The following is an 18,131-nucleotide window of genomic DNA, read 5'->3' as shown; positions in this document are numbered from 1 at the left end:
CCGGCTCCGGAAACTGATGCATCGTCAGATCGGGCCGCCGTAGCAACGCCGGGGTGAGATGAGAACACGTCGCACGCATGACGAGGGCGCCCGTCCGCCGCGGCGGAGGGGCGCCCTCGTGCGGGCCGGGTGCGGTTACGCGCCGGCCGGGGCCGACTCGCTCGCCGACGGGCTGGGCGAGGCCTCGGGTGCCGTCACCTTCAGCTCCACGGTCAGCGTGGCGCCGCCCGTGGTGGTGATGCGCAGCAGGAACGTGCCGGTGGCGTCGTCCGCGTACAGCTTCGGCAGCGTCAGCAGGCCGTCCTCGTCGGTCTTCAGGTCCTTCAGGGTGCGTACGGGCTTGCCGTCCGCGTCCTTGAAGTAGGGGCCCTTGTCGTTGGCCGTCGGGTCGTCCGCCGACTTGACGAGGGTCGCGGTGGCCGCGACACCGTCCGCGACGGCGCCCTTGTACGTCGCCTTCACCTGGACCTGGTCGGCGAACTCACCGCCCGCGACGCAGGTGAGCGCGGTGTCGCCGGTGCGGGCGAGGGTGTCGGCGGCCCGCGCGGTGACGGTGGCGGTGTAGCCGACACCGCTGATCGAACGGCCCACGACGTTGGCGCGCACGGTGAACGAGCCGGTCTTCTCCCCCGCCTGGAGGGAGGGCGCGACGGCCACGCCGGCGCTGCTGGTGACGACGGTGGCGACCTTCTCCCCGCCGGGGAAGGTGGCGTCCGTGGTGCCGACGATGGTGAAGCGGACCCGCACCTTGCCGACGCCCTCGCCGGACTCGGTCTCCGCGCGGGTGCTGATCCGCTCGGCGAACGTGTCGCCCGCCATGGCGGTCAGCTTCCCGGTGCCCGCGTCCTCCAGGTGGTGCACGGTGTCGGTCGGGGTCGGCGGGGTCGTGGTCGGCGGCGGGGTGGCCGGCGGGGTCGTGCCGGGCGGGGTGGTCGGCGGGGTCTGGGAGCCGCCGCCCGAGGCGGGCGGGGTGGGCTTCGGCTTGTGCGTGGGCGGCTTCGAGGTCGCGGGCGGCGTCGGCGACGGGCTCGCCCCCACGGTGTCGTCGCTGCGGTCGGCAGGCAGCTGGCCGGTGCCGTCCGGGACCTCGTGGGTGCCCTTGCGGTAGTACTCCAGCCAGGACAGGACCGTGTTCAGGTAGTCCGTCGAGTTGTTGTAACTGAGGATCGCGCTGCGCAGATCGGCGTCGGTGGACAGGTCCCAGCCGAAGCGGCACAGGTAGTGGCCGGCCGCGAGGGCGGCGTCGTAGACGTTGTTGGGGTCCTTCTTGCCGTCGCCGTTGCCGTCACGGCCCGCCCACTCCCAGGTGGACGGGATGAACTGCATCGGGCCGACGGCACGGTCGTAGGAGGCGTCCCCGTCGTAGGCGCCGTCGTCGGTGTCGCTGATGTTGGCGAAGCCGACGCCGTTGAGCTGGGGGCCGAGGATCGGGCTGGTCGTGGTGCCGTCGGCGGTCACCCGGCCGCCGCGGGCCTGACCGGACTCCACCTTGCCGATGGCGGCGAGGAGTTCCCACGGCAGGTTGCAGCCGGGCTTGCTCTCGCGCAGCTCGGCCTCGGCCTTCTTGTAGGCGTCGAGGACGGTGGCGGGTATGCCCGCCGCGGTCTCGCCGGTGACGCCCGGGGTGGCGGTGGCGCCGCTGGAGGGCGAGGGTTTCGGACTGTTCAGCGGCGGCAGGTCCGTGTAGTACGGCGAGTTGCCGGTCGCGCTGTCGTCGGCGAGCGCGTCGGGCGAGGGCGCGCCGGAGGTGGTCGGTCTGCCGGCGCCGTCGGTCGTCAGATCGGGAGCCTGGGACGCGGCCAGGGCCGCGACCGCGGCCGCGGCCACGGCGGTGTTCGCCGCCCCCTTGCGCAGCCTCGTGCCGAAATGCGCCGCCATGAAGTGAACCCCTCCCAGCGGGCGTCCCAGCGCCCGCGTCTGCCTGTCCTGTTGGCGTTGATCCGCTTTTGTGATTTTGTTGGCCGGCTCGACGCGCTCCCCGCACGCCAACCCTGGCGACCCTACGACAACTTGGTACGCACGGGCACCCGTCGGTGCCCGTTTTCCCCTACTTGGCACGCGACAGTCACGCACGCGGTTCCCGAGGGAGCGGACACCCTGCGCATACTGGGCGTCAACGTTCTTCGCGGGGGGCTCCGTTGCCGTTCACACTCAGCCACGCGGCAGCCGTTCTGCCCGCCGTACGCACCGACGGAACCGGCCGGTGGCGCCTGCTGCCGGCCGTGCTGGTCGCGGGGTCGTTCGCGCCGGACATGACGTACTACGCGGCGAGCGCCCTGCCCGAGGCGATGGAGTTCGGCGACGTCACCCACTCCTTCCCCGGGGTGTTCACGGTCGATGTGGCGGTGGCCTGGCTACTGGTGGGGCTGTGGCTGCTGATCCGGGAACCGCTGGTGGCACTGCTTCCGCGCGCGGGGCAGCACCGCGTGGCGTCACTGCTGAGATGCGGGGCGCCCCGCGCGCGCGTGCGGGCCGATCTGGTGCTGCGCTGGTACGCCTCCGCGTCGCTCGGGGCGCTGACCCATGTCGTGTGGGACGCGTTCACCCACTTGGACCGGTGGGGCATGCGGCTCTTCCCGGTGCTCGGCGAGGAGATCGCGGGTTCACCGCTCTACTGGTACCTGCAGTACGGCGGTTCGGCGGTGGCGGCGGCCGTGATCGCCGTGTTCGCCGCCCGGGCGCTCCGGCGTGCCCCCGCCGCGCGGCCGTCCGGAGTGCCGGTGCTGTCGTCGCGGGACCGGTGGTGGGCGGCGGCCCTGATCGGCGGTTGCGCCGGGGTCGCGGCGGCGCGGCGGGTGATGCGGTGGTGGGACCACTGGGGTGCCATGGCAAAGCCCTGGGAGCTGATCCCCACGCTGTGCTTCGGCGCGGGCGCCGGGCTGGTGGCCGGCGTGCTGCTGTACGCCGTGGGCGTCAGGGTGTGGCGCCCGGCCTCGGTGCCGGACGGTACGGGCACGGGCGGCGAGGACCGGCCCCGGAGCCGTTCGGCGGCTCGCTGAGAGCGGGGACCGTCGCGGTGAAGACGGTCACGGTGTACGCCGGCCTGGGCCGTGACAGCAGACGGGACATCAGGGCCAGGAACAGCGCCGGATAGCCGCGGACCAGATCGGCCCGCGGCCGCCGGGCCCCGGTGGCGTCACGCAGGCGTACGGCGGACGGCACGCGTCGGCCGATCCGGCGCCGGAGGTCCGTCGCGGTGTGCCGCAGGACCGTCGTCGGGCCGGCGACACGGGCGGTGCTTGCGCCGGCCGAGAAGGCCGGGACCGGCCGGAGCGGGGTCGCCGTCCGGCGGAGGCTGAGCATGCGTATACCCATGGCGGCATCTTGACGGCAGCGGTGGGTGGGGGCGTTTTCACGGAGGCCACGGGAGTGAAGGTGCCCTCCGGGGTCAGCCGGGTCTTCCCTGAGCGTCTGCCGGGTTGCTTGTCGTCCGCGGGTGCGGGCCGGCTGTGGCTGGTCGCGCGGTTCCCCGCGCCCCTTGGCGGCACAGCCGTCCCGCCCCCGAGAAAACCACTGCTAGTGCGCCGCCGACTCCCAGTCCGGGCCCACGCCCACCGAGACGTCCAGGGGAGCCCTGAGCTGTACCGCGGTGGCCATCTCGTGGCGGACGATCCTCTCGACGGTGTCGCGTTCGCCGGGGGCGATCTCCAGGACGATTTCGTCGTGGACCTGGAGGAGCATGCGGGAGGTGAGATCCGCCTCCCTCAGGGCGCGGTCGACGTTCAGCATGGCGATCTTGACGATGTCCGCGGCGGTGCCCTGGATGGGGGCGTTGAGCGCCATCCGCTCGGCGGCCTCGCGGCGCTGCCGGTTGTCGCTGTTGAGGTCGGGCAGGTAACGGCGGCGCCCGAAGAGCGTCGCCGTGTAGCCCGTCGCCCGCGCCTCGTCGACGACCCTGCGCAGATAGTCCCGCACGCCGCCGAACCGGTCGAAGTAGGCGTCCATCAGGGTGCGGGCCTCGGCGGCCTCGATGTTCAGCTGCTGGGAGAGACCGAAGGCCGACAAGCCATAGGCCAGGCCGTACGACATGGCCTTGATCTTGCGGCGCATCTCCGCGTCGACCGCGCCGGGCTCGACGGAGAAGACCTGCGCGGCGGCGGTCGTGTGCAGGTCCTCGCCGGAGGTGAACGCCTCGATCAGGCCCGCGTCCTCCGACAGGTGGGCCATGACGCGCAGCTCGATCTGGCTGTAGTCGGCGGTCATCAGGGACTCGAAGCCCTCGCCGACCACGAAGCCGCGCCGGATCGCCCGGCCCTCGTCGGTGCGGACCGGGATGTTCTGCAGGTTCGGGTCGGTCGAGGAGAGCCGGCCCGTCGCGGCGACGGTCTGGTTGAACGTGGTGTGGATCCGGCCGTCCGTCGCGATGGTCTTGATCAGGCCCTCGACCGTGACCCGGAGCTTCGCCTGCTCGCGGTGGCGGAGCATGATCACCGGCAGCTCGTTGTCGGTCTGGCCGGCGAGCCAGGCCAGGGCGTCGGCGTCGGTGGTGTAGCCGGTCTTGGTCTTCTTGGTCTTGGGCAGGCCCAGCTCGCCGAAGAGGACCTCCTGGAGCTGCTTGGGCGAGCCCAGGTTGAACTCGTGCCCGGCTGCCGCGTGGGCCTCCTTCACGGCCTGCTGCACGGCGCCCGCGAACATCTGTTCCATGGCTTCCAGGTGCGCGCGGTCCGCCGCGATGCCGTGCCGCTCCATCCGGGCCAGCAGCGCGGAGGTGGGCAGCTCCATGTCCCGCAGCAGGTCCGCCGCGCCGACCTCACGCAGCCGCTCCTCGAAGGCCTCGCCCAGGTCCAGCACCGCGCGGGCCTGGATCATCAGCGCCTCGGCCTCCGCGCCGTCGTCCGTGCCGAAGGCGAGCTGGCCGTCGGCCGCGGCGGCGGGGGCCAGCTCGCGGTGCAGGTACTCCAGGGACAGCGCCTCCAGGTCGAAGGAGCGGCGGCCCGGCTTCACCAGGTAGGCGGCGAGCGCGGTGTCCATGGTGACCCCGGCGACGGTCCAGCCGTGCTCGGCGAAGACCCGCATCGCGCCCTTGGCGTTGTGGAAGACCTTGGGTCGGGCCTCGTCGGCCAGCCAGCCGGCGAACGCCGTCTCGTCGGCCTCGTCGAGCTGCGAGGGGTCGAACCAGGCGGCCGGTCCGGAGGCGGCGGCGAGGGCGACCTCTGCGACCGAGCCGGTGCCGAGCGCCCAGGTGTCGACGGTGGCCACGCCGAGCGGGCCGGTGCCGTGCTCGGTGAGCCAGCCGGCCAGCTCGCCGGTGCCGAGCACCGTGCCGTCCAGCTCCACCCCGTCCGCGACGACCGGGGTGGTCTCGGCCTCCTGGGCGCCGGGGTCGACGGCGAGCAGCCGCTCGCGCAGCGAGGGGTTGCGGATCTCCAGGGTGTCGAGGACCATCGCGACGGCCTTGCGGTCGTACGCCGCCCGCTCCAGGTCGGCGACGGTCTTCGGCAGCTCGACCGTGCGCACCATCTCGGTGAGCCGGCGGTTGAGCTTGACGGCCTCCAGGTGGTCGCGCAGGTTCTGGCCGGCCTTGCCCTTGACCTCGTCGACCCGCTCGACCAACTCGGCGAAGGACCCGAACTGGTTGATCCACTTCGCGGCGGTCTTCTCGCCGACGCCGGGGATGCCGGGGAGGTTGTCGGACGGGTCGCCGCGCAGGGCGGCGAAATCGGGGTACTGGGCGGGCGTCAACCCGTACTTCTCGATGACCTTCTCCGGGGTGAACCGGGTCAGCTCGGAGACGCCCTTCGTCGGGTAGAGCACCGTGGTGTGCTCGCTGACCAGCTGGAAGGAGTCGCGGTCACCGGTGACGATCAGCACCTCGAAGCCCTCGGCCTCGGCCTGGGTGGCGAGGGTGGCGATCACGTCGTCCGCCTCGAACCCGTCGATCGCGAAGCGGGAGACGTGCATCGCGTCGAGCAGCTCGCCGATCAGCTCGACCTGGCCCTTGAACTCGTCCGGGGTCTTGGAGCGGTTCGCCTTGTACTCGGTGAACTCCTCCGAGCGCCAGGTCTTGCGGGAGACGTCGAAGGCCACCGCGAAGTGCGTGGGTTCCTCGTCACGCAGAGTGTTGGCGAGCATCGACGCGAAGCCGTAGATCGCGTTGGTCGGCTGGCCCGTCGCGGTCGTGAAGTTCTCCGCGGGCAGCGCGAAGAACGCGCGGTAGGCCAGGGAGTGCCCGTCCATGAGCATCAGCCGGGGACGGCTCCCGCCGGAGGGGTTGTCGGTCTTCTTCGATGCTGTCTCTGCCACGTCCCCGATCCTGCCACGCCCCACTGACAGTCGGCCCCCACGCGGGGACCGCCGCCGTGCCCGGGCACCGCGCGGGGGCGGGCCGGGAGGGGGCGCGCGAACCCCGGGACGTTCCGCAAGCGTTGCTCACGCGGGCCCCCGACCCCGCGGGCTGATCGTCGTCGGTGCCCCGTGCGAGGATCGGAGACGTACCTCACACGAGTACGCGAAGGAGAGCGCGCGATGGCGACGAAGCCACCGAAGGCCGATCCGGTGCAGGACGCGCCGCAGGTCGCCGAGCCGAAGCACGCCGCGGCGGGACTCCCGGCCATCGGGCACACCCTGCGCGTCGCCCAGCGGCAGATGGGTCTCAAGCGGACGGCGCTGACCCTGCTCAGCGTGAACCAGAAGGACGGCTTCGACTGTCCGGGCTGTGCCTGGCCGGAGCCGGAGCACCGGCACAAGGCGGAGTTCTGCGAGAACGGCGCGAAGGCGGTCGCCGAGGAGGCGACGCTGCGCCGGGTCACGCCCGAGTTCTTCGCCGCGAACCCGGTGGCCGATCTCGCGAACCGCAGCGGCTACTGGCTCGGCCAGCAGGGCCGTCTCACGCACCCCATGTACCTGCCGGAGGGCGGCGAGCACTACGAGCCGGTCACCTGGGAGCGGGCCTTCGACATCGTCGCCGAGGAGATCGCCGCGCTCTCCTCCCCCGACGAGGCCGTCTTCTACACCTCGGGCCGCACCAGCAACGAGGCCGCGTTCCTGTACCAGCTCTTCGCCCGCGAGCTGGGCACGAACAACCTGCCGGACTGCTCGAACATGTGCCACGAGTCCTCCGGCTCGGCACTGGGCGAGACGATCGGCATCGGCAAGGGCAGCGTCCTGCTGGAGGACCTCTACAAGGCCGACCTGATCATCGTGGCGGGCCAGAACCCGGGCACCAACCATCCCCGCATGCTCTCCGCTCTGGAGAAGGCCAAGGCGGGCGGCGCGCGGATCATCAGCGTCAACCCGCTGCCCGAGGCGGGCCTGGAGCGCTTCAAGAACCCGCAGACCCCGCAGGGCATGCTGAAGGGCGCCGCCCTCACCGATCTCTTCCTGCAGATCCGCATCGGCGGCGACCAGGCCCTCTTCCGGCTGCTGAACAAGCTGATCCTCGAGACCGAGGGCGCGGTGGACGAGGAGTTCGTCCGCGAGCACACCCACGGCTACGAGGAGTTCGCCGAGGCCGCCCGCGCCGCCGACTGGGACACCACGCTCACCGCGACCGGTCTGACCCGGCCGGAGATCGAGGAGGCCCTGCGCATGGTGCTGGCCTCCAAGCGCACCATCGTCTGCTGGGCCATGGGCCTCACCCAGCACAAGCACTCCGTGCCGACCATCCGCGAGGTGGTCAACTTCCTTCTGCTGCGCGGCAACATCGGCCGCCCCGGCGCGGGCGTGTGCCCGGTGCGCGGTCACTCCAACGTGCAGGGCGACCGCACGATGGGCATCTTCGAGCGGCCCGCGCCGGCCTTCCTGGACGCCCTGGAGAAGGAGTTCGGCTTCGCTCCCCCGCGCGAGCACGGCTACGACGTCGTGCGGGCGATCCGCGCGCTGCGCGACGGCGAGGCGAAGGTGTTCTTCGCCATGGGCGGCAACTTCGTCTCCGCCTCCCCCGACACGGAGGTCACCGAGGCGGCGATGCGGCGGGCGAGGCTCACCGTGCACGTGTCGACGAAGCTGAACCGCAGTCACGCGGTCACGGGCGCCCGGGCGCTGATCCTGCCGACGCTGGGCCGCACCGAGCGCGACGTCCAGAGCGGCGGCGAGCAGTTCGTGACCGTCGAGGACTCCATGGGCATGGTGCACGCCTCGCGCGGACGCCTGGAACCGGCGAGCCCGCGGCTGCTCTCCGAGCCGGCCATCGTGTGCCGGCTGGCCCGCCGCGTGCTGGGCGAGGGCAGCCGTACGCCGTGGGAGGAGTTCGAGAAGGACTACGCGACGATCCGCGACCGCATCGCGCGCGTGATCCCCGGCTTCGAGGACTTCAACGCGCGCGTGGCCGTCCCCGGCGGCTTCGCCCTGCCGCACGCCCCGCGGGACGAGCGCCGCTTCCCGACGGCCACCGGCAAGGCGAACTTCACCGCCGCGCCCGTGGAGTATCCCGAACTGCCCGAGCGCCGGCTGCTGCTGCAGACCCTGCGCTCGCACGATCAGTACAACACCACGATCTACGGCCTGGACGACCGCTACCGGGGCATCCGGAACGGCCGCCGCGTGGTGCTGGTGAACCCCGGGGACGCCGCCGCTCTCGGCGTCGCGGACGGGTCGTACGTGGACCTGGTGAGCGAGTGGAAGGACGGGGTCGAGCGGCGCGCGCCCGGGTTCCGCGTGGTGCACTACCCGACCGCGCGGGGCTGCGCGGCCGCGTACTACCCGGAGACCAACGTCCTGGTGCCGCTGGACGCCACCGCGGACACCAGCAACACCCCGGCCAGCAAGTCGGTCGTGGTGCGTCTGGAACAATCGGCGACCGACTGAGCGTTTGCTCAGCCAGAGCGACGACAGACGAACGGAGCCGGGCCCCATGGGCGAGCAGCACACCGTGAAGTTCCCGCAAGAGGTCATCGACGAGTACGCGGCGCTGGGCGTCGACCTGCCCGCCCTGTTCTCCGCCGGGCACCTCGGCACGCGGATGGGCGTGCAGATCCTGGAGGCCTCGGCGGACCGGGTCGTCGGCGTCATGCCGGTGGAGGGGAACACCCAGCCGTACGGGCTGCTGCACGGCGGCGCCTCGGCGGTCCTGGCCGAGACGCTGGGCTCGGTGGGCTCGATGCTGCACGGCGGCGTCTCGAAGATCGCCGTCGGCGTCGACCTGAATTGCACGCATCACCGCGGCGTGCGCTCGGGCATGGTCACCGGTGTGGCCACGCCCGTGCACCGGGGGCGGTCCACGGCGACGTACGAGATCGTGATCAGCGACGAGGACGACCGGCGGGTGTGCACCGCGCGGCTGACCTGCCTGCTGCGCGAGGTGACCCCGAGCGACGAGAAGCGCGCGAGCTCGCTGGGCTGACGACTCGCCAGGTCTCCCAACAGCCGCCGTGCACCGGCCCGTTGCCACGGGCCGGTCGCGGCGGCTTTCGCGTGTTCCGGAGCCTTTCCGTGACGGAACCTCACCCGCCTTTCCGGACGAAGACCGCCGAAGCCCGGCGAAGACCGCCGAAAACCGGATTCCTCCGCAAGATCACCCTTCTCATACCGGTGATCGAATGCGCGAAAGCACCTCCGGAACCCCAGATTCCCTTTCACGAGTGTAACTCTTCGTAATACGCGCGCAATACAAAGGCACCCTTTTCGGCATCCCTTCGCGCCCGGCGGACCCCGCCGCACGGCCGCTCCCGCAGGCCTCTCAAGTAGCCTGCAGCAACGAATCCGCGACATCAGCAAATGGCAAGAACACTACTGATAGAGGCAATGAAGGCCTGCGAGTCTCACGATATGGAACGGGCGAATCGGCCAGAATTCCGCTCTTCCACCCGTCGAGTACCGCTCTGCATTACGCCGTGTCATAACAAGAGAGTCACAGCCTTCGACAGGGTCTCCTCCACGTTCCCCACACACGCTTAGAGTCACGGCCAGTCACCGCGCCAACGGATTCGAAGTCACTTCGGTCCCGCGCTCGACTCGGCGTGCTCCACAGGGAGCCGGCGTGCCAGGGAAAGGACCTGATTCGTGCGTCAACGTTCGCTCATTGCCATCACGGCCGCGCTCGCGGCGGGATCGCTCACCCTCACCGCATGCGGGTCGCGCGACGACAGCAGCAACGGCGGCGGCGGCGGTGGCGACAAGACCACTGTCGTGATCGGCGTCGACGCCCCTCTGACGGGTGACCTCTCCGCCCTCGGCCTCGGCATCCGCAACTCTGCCGAGCTGGCCGTCAAGACGGCCAACAAGGAGGAGTTCGTCGAGGGCGTCGAGTTCAAGCTGGAGCCCCTGGACGACCAGGCCCAGCCGTCCGTCGGCCAGCAGAACGCCCAGAAGTTCATCAGCAACAAGGACGTCCTCGGCGTCGTCGGCCCGCTGAACTCCAGCGTCTCGCAGCAGATGCAGAAGCCGTTCAACGACGCCGGCCTGGTCCAGGTCTCCCCGGCCAACACCGGCACCGAGCTGACCCAGGGCGACGGCTGGAAGACCGGCAACTCGGTCCGCCAGTTCAAGACGTTCTTCCGCACCGCCACCACGGACGAGATCCAGGGCGCCTTCGCCGCCGAGTACCTGTACTCGAAGGCCGGCATCAAGAAGGTCTACCTGATCGACGACCAGAAGACCTACGGCGCCGGTCTCGCCGCCTCCTTCAAGGCGAACTTCACCAAGCTCGGTGGCAAGATCGTCGGCAGCGACCACATCAACCCCGACGACCGCGACTTCAACTCCGTCGTGGCCAAGATCAAGAAGACCGGTGCCGAGGCGCTCTACTACGGCGGCGAGTACCCGGCCGCGGCTCCGCTGAGCCAGCAGCTCAAGGACAGCGGCCAGAAGATCCCGCTGATGGGCGGCGACGGCATCTACTCCGGCGAGTACCCGAAGCTGAACAAGAAGGCCGAGGGCGACCTCGCCACCTCCGTGGGCAAGCCGGTCGAGCAGCTCGACTCCGCCAAGACGTTCATCAAGAACTACGAGGCCGAGAACTTCGAGGACGACTACGAGGCCTACGGCGGTCTGACCTACGACGCCACCTGGTCGATCATCGAGGCCGTCAAGCTGGCGGTCGAGGGCAACGACGGCAAGCTGCCGTCCGACGGCCGCAAGGCGGTCCTGGACGCCATGGCCAAGGTCAAGTTCGACGGCGTCACCGGCACCATCTCCTTCGACGAGTTCGGTGACACCACCAACACGCTGATGACCGCGTACAAGGTCAAGTCCAACGCCTGGGCGCCGGAGTACAGCGCCTCTCCCAAGGTGGACTGAGCAGGGGACGAGTAGAGAGAACATCCCCCTCACACATTGATCAGGCCGCGCGGGTAGCGCCCACCAGCGCTCCCGCGCGGCGCCATATCCGAACCACTCCACGGAGGCCCTGCGGTGAACGAACTGCCGCAACAGCTGGCCAATGGACTCATCCTCGGCGCGATGTACGGACTCATCGCGATCGGCTACACGATGGTCTACGGCATCGTCCAGCTCATCAACTTCGCCCACGGCGAGATCTTCATGGTCGGGGGCTTCGGGGCCCTCACCGTCTGGCTGATACTCCCCGACGGCTTCGCGCTCGGCGCGGCCGTCCCCCTCATGATCGTGGGCGGCATCCTCGTCTCGGTGGCCGTCGCCACCGCGGCGGAACGCTTCGCCTACCGGCCGTTGCGCACCGCGCCACGGCTCGCACCGCTGATCACCGCGATCGGCCTGTCCATCGTCCTGCAGCAGGTCGTGTGGATGTGGTACCCGGACGCGAAGAAGGACGTCTCCTTCCCGCAGTTCGACGGCGACCCCATCGACATCCTCGGCGCCAGCGTCCAGCGCGGTGACCTCTTCGTCCTGATCGCCGCCCCGCTGTGCATGGTCGCGCTCGGCCTCTTCGTCACGAAGACCCGCTCCGGCCGCGGCATGCAGGCCACCGCCCAGGACCCCGACACGGCCAAGCTGATGGGCATCAACACCGACCGCATCATCGTCATGGCCTTCGCCATCGGTGCCGCGTTCGCCGCCATCGCCGCCGTCGCCTACGGCCTGAAGAACGGTCAGGTCGGCTTCCGCATGGGCTTCCTGATGGGCCTGAAGGCCTTCACCGCGGCCGTGCTCGGCGGCATCGGCAACATCTACGGCGCCATGCTCGGCGGCATCGTCCTCGGCGTCGCCGAGTCCCTCGCCACCGGGTACGTCGGTGACATCCCCGGCATGGAGCTCTTCGGCGGCGGCGCCTGGAAGGACGTGTGGGCCTTCTCGCTGCTCATCCTCGTCCTGCTCTTCAGGCCACAGGGCCTGCTCGGCGAACGCGTCGCGGATCGGGCGTGATACCCATGACCACGAACACCACCAAGACCGACGCCACCACCAACGTGGCCACCGCCCCGGCCACCCCGATCGTCCCGCTGCCGCCCGCCGCGGCCCGCGCGATCGCCGTCGCGGGCTCCGCCGTCGCCTTCGTCGGCACCTTCCTCGCCTGGACCTGGACCGAGGAGTTCCCCGGCAACCTCACGGTGACGGGCTACCCCGGCGGCCTGCAGGTGCTCACGCTCGTGGGAGCACTGCTGACGCTGCTGTTCGCCGTCTCCGGCTACGGCGTCCGGGGCCTTCGCTGGCTCACCCCCGGCGGCACCAACAGCCCCGTGCTGCTGAGCGCCCTCGGTGTCCTCGGCACCACCGGCTACGCCCTCGGCGCGATCAGCTACGAACTCGGCGGCCTGGTCAACCTGGAGCCCGGTGCCTGGGTCTCCGGCGCCGGTGCCCTGCTCGCCCTCGTCGGCGCCCTCGGCCTCCCGGCCGACCAGCCCCACGACGCCGGCGACCCGGCCCCGAGCCTGTGGGGCCGCGTCCGCCACGCGTTCACCGCCCCCGAGCCCGCCCGCGCCAAGCAGCTGCCCTCCTGGGCGGAGATCCTGGTCATCGCCGCCGGCTTCGGCGTCGGCCTGTACGTCTTCGCGTACGGCATCGGCACCGAGTACTCCGAGCTGTTCATCGGCTTCCTGATCGTCGCCGCGTTCGGTTTCACGGCCGTCACCCGCGCGGGCCTGCTCAAGCGGCTCTCCGCGCTGACCGCCAAGCACCGCAACGTCACCATGGCGGCGGCGTTCGTCGCGGCGATCTGCTTCCCGTTCACCCAGTCGAACGACCAGTTCGCGCTGATCGGTGCGAACATCCTGATCTTCGCCACGGTCGCCCTGGGCCTGAACGTGGTCGTCGGCCTCGCCGGCCTCCTCGACCTCGGTTACGTCGCCTTCCTCGGCGTCGGCGCCTACGCCGCCGCCCTGGTCTCCGGCTCCCCGCAGTCGACGATCGGCGTGCACTTCCCGTTCTGGGCGGCCGTCCTCACCGGTGCCCTCGCCTCGCTGATCTTCGGCGTGGTGATCGGCGCCCCGACCCTGCGGCTGCGCGGCGACTACCTCGCCATCGTGACGCTCGGTTTCGGTGAGATCTTCCGCATCACCATGAACAACCTGAACGGCAACAGCGGCCCGGACGTCACCAACGGCTCCAACGGCATCCCGAACATCCCCGACCTGGAGGTCTTCGGGTTCAACCTCGGGATCCCGCACAACGTCCTCGGCCACGAGCTGACCCGCTCCGGCAACTACTACCTGCTGATGCTGCTGTTCACGGCGATCGTCGTGCTGGTCTTCCGCCGCTCCGCGGAGTCCCGCATCGGCCGTGCCTGGGTCGCCATCCGCGAGGACGAGACCGCCGCCACCGCCATGGGCATCAACGGCTTCCGCCTGAAGCTGCTCGCCTTCGCGCTCGGCGCCTGCCTCGCCGGTCTGGCCGGCACCGTCCAGGCACACGTGTCGTACAGCGTCACCCCCGAGCAGTACCAGTTCGCCGGTTCCGTGCCGCCGAACTCGGCCTTCCTGCTCGCCGCCGTCATCCTCGGCGGCATGGGCACCATCAGCGGCCCGCTCATCGGTGCCGCGCTGCTCTACCTGATCCCGGCCAAGCTCCAGTTCATGGCGGAGTACCAGCTGCTCCTCTTCGGCATCGCGCTGATGCTCCTGATGCGCTTCCGCCCCGAGGGCCTGGTCGCCGACCGCAGGAAGCAGCTCGAATTCCACGAGACCGGACAGCTCGACGTACCGGAGGACAAGTCGCTGCCCGAGGGCGCGACCGGCGTCGCCAAGGCAGGGGCGTGACCGCCATGACCACCACCACGACCGCACCCACCAGCACCACGGTGCTCGACGCCAGCGGCGTCACGATGCGCTTCGGCGGCCTCACCGCCGTCCGCGGCGTCGACCTCACCGTGAACACCGGGGAGATCGTCGGCCTCATCGGCCCCAACGGCGCCGGGAAGACGACCTTCTTCAACTGCCTCACCGGCCTGTACGTGCCGACCGAGGGCAAGGTCTCCTACAAGGGCACCGTCCTGCCGCCCAAGCCGCACCTGGTCACCCAGGCCGGCATCGCCCGTACGTTCCAGAACATCCGGCTCTTCGCCAACATGACCGTTCTGGAGAACGTGCTGGTCGGACGGCACACCCGCACCAGGGAAGGCCTCTGGTCGGCCCTGCTGCGCCTGCCCGGCTTCAAGAAGGCCGAGCAGGAGTCCCGGGAACGCGCCATGGAACTCCTGGAGTTCACCGGTCTCGCCGCCAAGGCCGACCACCTCGCCCGCAACCTGCCCTACGGCGAGCAGCGCAAGCTGGAGATCGCCCGGGCGCTGGCGAGCGAGCCGGGTCTGCTCCTTCTCGACGAGCCGACCGCCGGTATGAACCCGCAGGAGACCCGGGCCGCGGAGGAGCTGATCTTCGCGATCCGGGACAAGGGCATCGCCGTCCTCGTCATCGAGCACGACATCCGGTTCATCATGAACCTCTGCGACCGGGTCGCCGTGCTCGTCCAGGGCGAGAAGATCGTCGAGGGCCCCGCCGAGGTCGTCCAGGCCGACGAGCGCGTCATCGCCGCCTACCTCGGTACGCCCTTCGAGGGCGCGCCGGGCAAGGAGGAGGCCGCCGAGGTCGCGGCCGCGGAGGCCGAGGCCGAGGCGCACAGCACCACAGAGGGAGACGACAAGTGACCGCACTGCTGGAGGTCGAGGACCTCAGGGTCGCCTACGGCAAGATCGAGGCCGTCAAAGGCATCTCGTTCAAGGTGAACGCGGGCGAGGTCGTCACCCTCATCGGCACCAACGGCGCGGGCAAGACCACCACGCTGCGCACGCTGTCCGGGCTGCTCACGCCGGTGTCCGGCGAGATCCGCTTCGACGGCAAGTCGCTGAAGAAGGTCCCCGCCCACAAGGTCGTCTCGCTGGGCCTCGCCCACTCCCCCGAGGGGCGGCACATCTTCCCCCGGATGACCATCGAGGACAACCTCCGTCTCGGCGCCTTCCTGCGCAGCGACAAGGAGGGCATCGAGAAGGACATCCAGCGCGCCTACGACCTGTTCCCCATCCTCGGGGAGCGCCGGAAGCAGGCCGCGGGCACCCTCTCGGGCGGTGAGCAGCAGATGCTCGCCATGGGCAGGGCGCTGATGTCCCGGCCCAAGCTGCTGATGCTCGACGAGCCCTCCATGGGTCTGTCGCCGATCATGATGCAGAAGATCATGGCGACCATCCAGGAGCTGAAGTCCCAGGGCACCACCATCCTGCTCATCGAGCAGAACGCCCAGGCCGCGCTCTCGCTGGCCGACCACGGCCATGTCATGGAGGTCGGCAAGATCGTCCTGTCGGGCACGGGCCAGGACCTGCTGCACGACGAGTCGGTACGGAAGGCGTACCTCGGCGAGGACTGATCGCCCCTACGGGTGAGGCCCGCGTCCCCCTCGGGGGCGCGGGCCTCACTCATGCCGGTGCGGTGCCGGGCGTCAGCCCTTGGCGGCCTTCTTCTCCTCGGCGTCCTGGATGACGGCCTCGGCGACCTGCTGCATGGACATCCGGCGGTCCATGGAGGTCTTCTGGATCCAGCGGAACGCGGCCGGCTCGGTCAGGCCGTACTCCGTCTGCAGGATGGACTTCGCCCGGTCGACGAGCTTGCGCGTCTCCAGTCGCTGGGTGAGGTCGGCGACCTCCTTCTCCAGCTCCTTGAGCTGCGTGTACCGGGAGACGGCCATCTCGATCGCCGGTACGACGTCGCTCTTGCTGAACGGCTTCACCAGGTACGCCATCGCACCGGCGTCCCGGGCCCGCTCGACCAGGTCGCGCTGGGAGAAGGCGGTGAGCATCAGCACCGGGGCGATGGACTCCTCGGTGATCTTCTCGGCCGCGGAGATGCCGTCGAGCTTCGGCATCTTCACATCGAGGATCACCAGGTCGGGCCGGTGCTCGCGGGCCAGCTCCACGGCCTGCTCGCCGTCGCCGGCCTCGCCGACGACCGTGTAGCCCTCTTCCTCCAGCATCTCTTTGAGGTCGAGCCGGATCAGGGCCTCGTCCTCGGCGATGACGACTCGGGTCGTCAGCGGAGGCACGTGCGACTTGTCGTCGTCGGGCGCGTCTACGGGCTGGGGCGACTCGGCGGTCACGGGGGCTCCTTGTTCAGGGCAGGGGTACTGCTGACAAGAGCCTACCTAGCTGCGGTAAGGTGGGGACACGGCGGGTAGCCGCCAACCTTCTTTTTGAAGGGGGCCCCGGTAGCCCAGCGGTAGAGGCAATGGTCTCAAACACCATCCAGCGTCGGTTCGAATCCGACCCGGGGTACTTTTCCTTAATCTCCAAGGTCACGCCAAAAGCGGATGTCCACACTCACGTGAACATCCGCTTTTTCTCGTTGTCCACGGCTTATCGGGTACCGCGGTCCTCTCCGATGTGGTGGACGTGAACCAGATTGGTCGTGCCGGAGACACCGGGCGGGGAGCCGGCGGTGATGACGACCGTGTCGCCCTTCTGGCAGCGGCCGTATTCGGTGAGGAGTTCGTCCACCTGGGCGACCATGGCGTCCGTCGATCCGACGTGCGGGCCGAGGAAGGTCTCCACGCCCCACGACATGCTGAGCTGGGAGCGGGTGGCCGGGTCCGGGGTGAAGGCGAGGAGCGGGATCGGGGAGCGGTAGCGGGAGAGGCGGCGGACGGTGTCGCCGGACTGGGTGAAGGCGACCAGGAACTTCGCGCCGAGGAAGTCGCCCATCTCGGCGGCGGCGCGGGCGACGGCTCCGCCCTGGGTGCGGGGCTTGTTGCGCTCGGTCAGCGGCGACAGGCCCTTGGCGAGCAGGTCCTCCTCGGCGGCCTCGACGATCTTCGCCATCGTGCGGACCGTCTCCACCGGGTACTTGCCGACGCTCGTCTCGCCGGACAGCATCACCGCGTCCGTGCCGTCGATCACCGCGTTGGCCACGTCGCTGGCCTCGGCACGGGTCGGCCGCGAGTTCTCGATCATCGAGTCCAGCATCTGGGTGGCGACGATGACCGGCTTGGCGTTGCGCTTGGCCAGCTTGATCGCGCGCTTCTGCACGATCGGGACCTGCTCCAGCGGCATCTCGACGCCCAGGTCCCCTCGCGCGACCATGATGCCGTCGAAGGCGGCGACGATGTCCTCGATGTTCTCGACCGCCTGCGGCTTCTCGATCTTGGCGATGACCGGGAGGCGGCGGCCCTCCTCGTCCATGATGCGGTGGACGTCCTCGACGTCCCGGCCGCTGCGGACGAAGGACAGGGCGATGATGTCGAAGCCGTTGCGCAGGGCCCAGCGCAGGTCCGCCTCGTCCTTCTCGGACAGGGCGGGCACGGAGACGGCGACACCGGGGAGGTTGAGGCCCTTGTGGTCGGAGACCATGCCTCCCTCGACGACGGTGGTGCGGACGCGGGGGCCGTCGACCTCGGTGACCTCCAGGGTGACCTTGCCGTCGTCGACGAGGACGCGTTCGCCGGGGGTGACGTCGGCGGCGAGTCCCTTGTAGGTGGTGCCGCAGGAGTGCCGGTCGCCCTCGGCGCCGTCCTCGACGGTGATGGTGAAGGTGTCGCCGCGTTCGAGGAGTACAGGGCCTTCGGTGAAACGGCCGAGCCGGATCTTCGGGCCTTGAAGGTCGGCGAGGATCCCGACGCTGCGGCCCGTCTCGTCGGCGGCCTTGCGCACCCGGTGGTAGCGCTCCTCGTGTTCGGCGTGGCCGCCGTGGCTGAGGTTGAAGCGGGCGACGTCCATTCCGGCGTCGACCAGGGCCTTGATCTGGTCGTACGAGTCGGTGGCGGGCCCAAGGGTACAAACGATCTTTGCTCGGCGCATGTTTCGAGCCTATGACTTACCGGCGGGTAGACAATTGGCCGGGCATGACTACTCAACAACCTTTGCG

The 18,131-nt window shown here is 70.1% G+C and carries 12 protein-coding genes and 1 tRNA gene; 9 read left to right on the top strand and 4 right to left on the bottom strand.

What is annotated here, in order from left to right; translation table 11 throughout:
• Positions 1-135: 135 nt before the first annotated feature.
• The gene (locus ACSU6L_RS28245; protein WP_437061255.1) at positions 136-1,878 is read right to left on the bottom strand and encodes a lytic transglycosylase domain-containing protein; all 1,743 of its coding nucleotides are present in this window, start codon (positions 1,876-1,878) and stop codon (positions 136-138) included.
• 260 nt (positions 1,879-2,138) lie between these two features.
• On the opposite strand from ACSU6L_RS28245, the gene ACSU6L_RS28240 reads away from it, so the two are divergent.
• Positions 2,139-2,999 carry a DUF4184 family protein gene (locus ACSU6L_RS28240; RefSeq protein WP_437061253.1) on the top strand — a complete coding sequence of 287 codons (861 nt, stop codon included), beginning with the start codon at positions 2,139-2,141 and terminating at the stop codon, positions 2,997-2,999.
• A gap of 517 nt (positions 3,000-3,516) precedes the next feature.
• On the opposite strand, the gene polA is transcribed toward ACSU6L_RS28240, so the two are convergent.
• Positions 3,517-6,243, bottom strand: coding sequence for a DNA polymerase I (gene polA / locus ACSU6L_RS28235; RefSeq protein WP_437061251.1), 2,727 nt, complete (start codon positions 6,241-6,243; stop codon positions 3,517-3,519).
• Between the two features lie 222 nt (positions 6,244-6,465).
• Between polA and ACSU6L_RS28230 the strand changes: the two genes are divergently transcribed.
• From ACSU6L_RS28230 to ACSU6L_RS28200, 7 genes are all read left to right on the top strand, one after another.
• Positions 6,466-8,745, top strand: a complete 2,280-nt coding sequence (locus ACSU6L_RS28230) for an FdhF/YdeP family oxidoreductase (RefSeq protein WP_437061249.1) — start codon at positions 6,466-6,468, stop codon at positions 8,743-8,745.
• 46 nt (positions 8,746-8,791) lie between these two features.
• Positions 8,792-9,280: a hotdog fold thioesterase gene (locus ACSU6L_RS28225; protein ID WP_437061247.1), complete on the top strand. Its 489-nt coding sequence runs from the start codon at positions 8,792-8,794 to the stop codon at positions 9,278-9,280.
• A 659-nt stretch (positions 9,281-9,939) separates the two neighbouring features.
• Positions 9,940-11,175: a branched-chain amino acid ABC transporter substrate-binding protein gene (locus ACSU6L_RS28220; protein ID WP_437061245.1), complete on the top strand. Its 1,236-nt coding sequence runs from the start codon at positions 9,940-9,942 to the stop codon at positions 11,173-11,175.
• A gap of 114 nt (positions 11,176-11,289) precedes the next feature.
• Complete coding sequence (locus ACSU6L_RS28215) at positions 11,290-12,219, top strand: branched-chain amino acid ABC transporter permease (protein WP_365512137.1); 930 nt, start codon at positions 11,290-11,292, stop codon at positions 12,217-12,219.
• A 5-nt stretch (positions 12,220-12,224) separates the two neighbouring features.
• Positions 12,225-14,048, top strand: coding sequence for a branched-chain amino acid ABC transporter permease (locus ACSU6L_RS28210; RefSeq protein ID WP_437061242.1), 1,824 nt, complete (start codon positions 12,225-12,227; stop codon positions 14,046-14,048).
• A gap of 5 nt (positions 14,049-14,053) precedes the next feature.
• Entirely contained in the window at positions 14,054-14,932 is an 879-nt protein-coding gene (locus ACSU6L_RS28205) for an ABC transporter ATP-binding protein (RefSeq protein WP_437061240.1), read from the top strand.
• Positions 14,929-15,645, top strand: a complete 717-nt coding sequence (locus tag ACSU6L_RS28200; protein WP_073942772.1) for an ABC transporter ATP-binding protein — start codon at positions 14,929-14,931, stop codon at positions 15,643-15,645. Before ACSU6L_RS28205 ends, ACSU6L_RS28200 begins: the two co-directional genes overlap by 4 nt.
• Before the next feature lie 72 nt (positions 15,646-15,717).
• Here ACSU6L_RS28200 and ACSU6L_RS28195 read toward each other — a convergent pair whose 3' ends face one another.
• Positions 15,718-16,371 carry an ANTAR domain-containing response regulator gene (locus ACSU6L_RS28195; RefSeq protein ID WP_073942773.1) on the bottom strand — a complete coding sequence of 218 codons (654 nt, stop codon included), beginning with the start codon at positions 16,369-16,371 and terminating at the stop codon, positions 15,718-15,720.
• A gap of 102 nt (positions 16,372-16,473) precedes the next feature.
• Here ACSU6L_RS28195 and ACSU6L_RS28190 point away from each other — a divergent pair.
• A tRNA-Leu gene (locus ACSU6L_RS28190) sits at positions 16,474-16,546 on the top strand.
• Between the two features lie 81 nt (positions 16,547-16,627).
• On the opposite strand, the gene pyk is transcribed toward ACSU6L_RS28190, so the two are convergent.
• Positions 16,628-18,064: a pyruvate kinase gene (pyk, locus tag ACSU6L_RS28185; RefSeq protein WP_437061237.1), complete on the bottom strand. Its 1,437-nt coding sequence runs from the start codon at positions 18,062-18,064 to the stop codon at positions 16,628-16,630.
• Positions 18,065-18,131 lie beyond the last annotated feature (67 nt).

This window comes from Streptomyces sp. enrichment culture (genome assembly GCF_964272855.1).
Taxonomy (GTDB): domain Bacteria; phylum Actinomycetota; class Actinomycetes; order Streptomycetales; family Streptomycetaceae; genus Streptomyces.
Note: the sequence above shows the minus strand (reverse complement) of the source record. Positions and strands in the feature narration are given on the sequence as shown.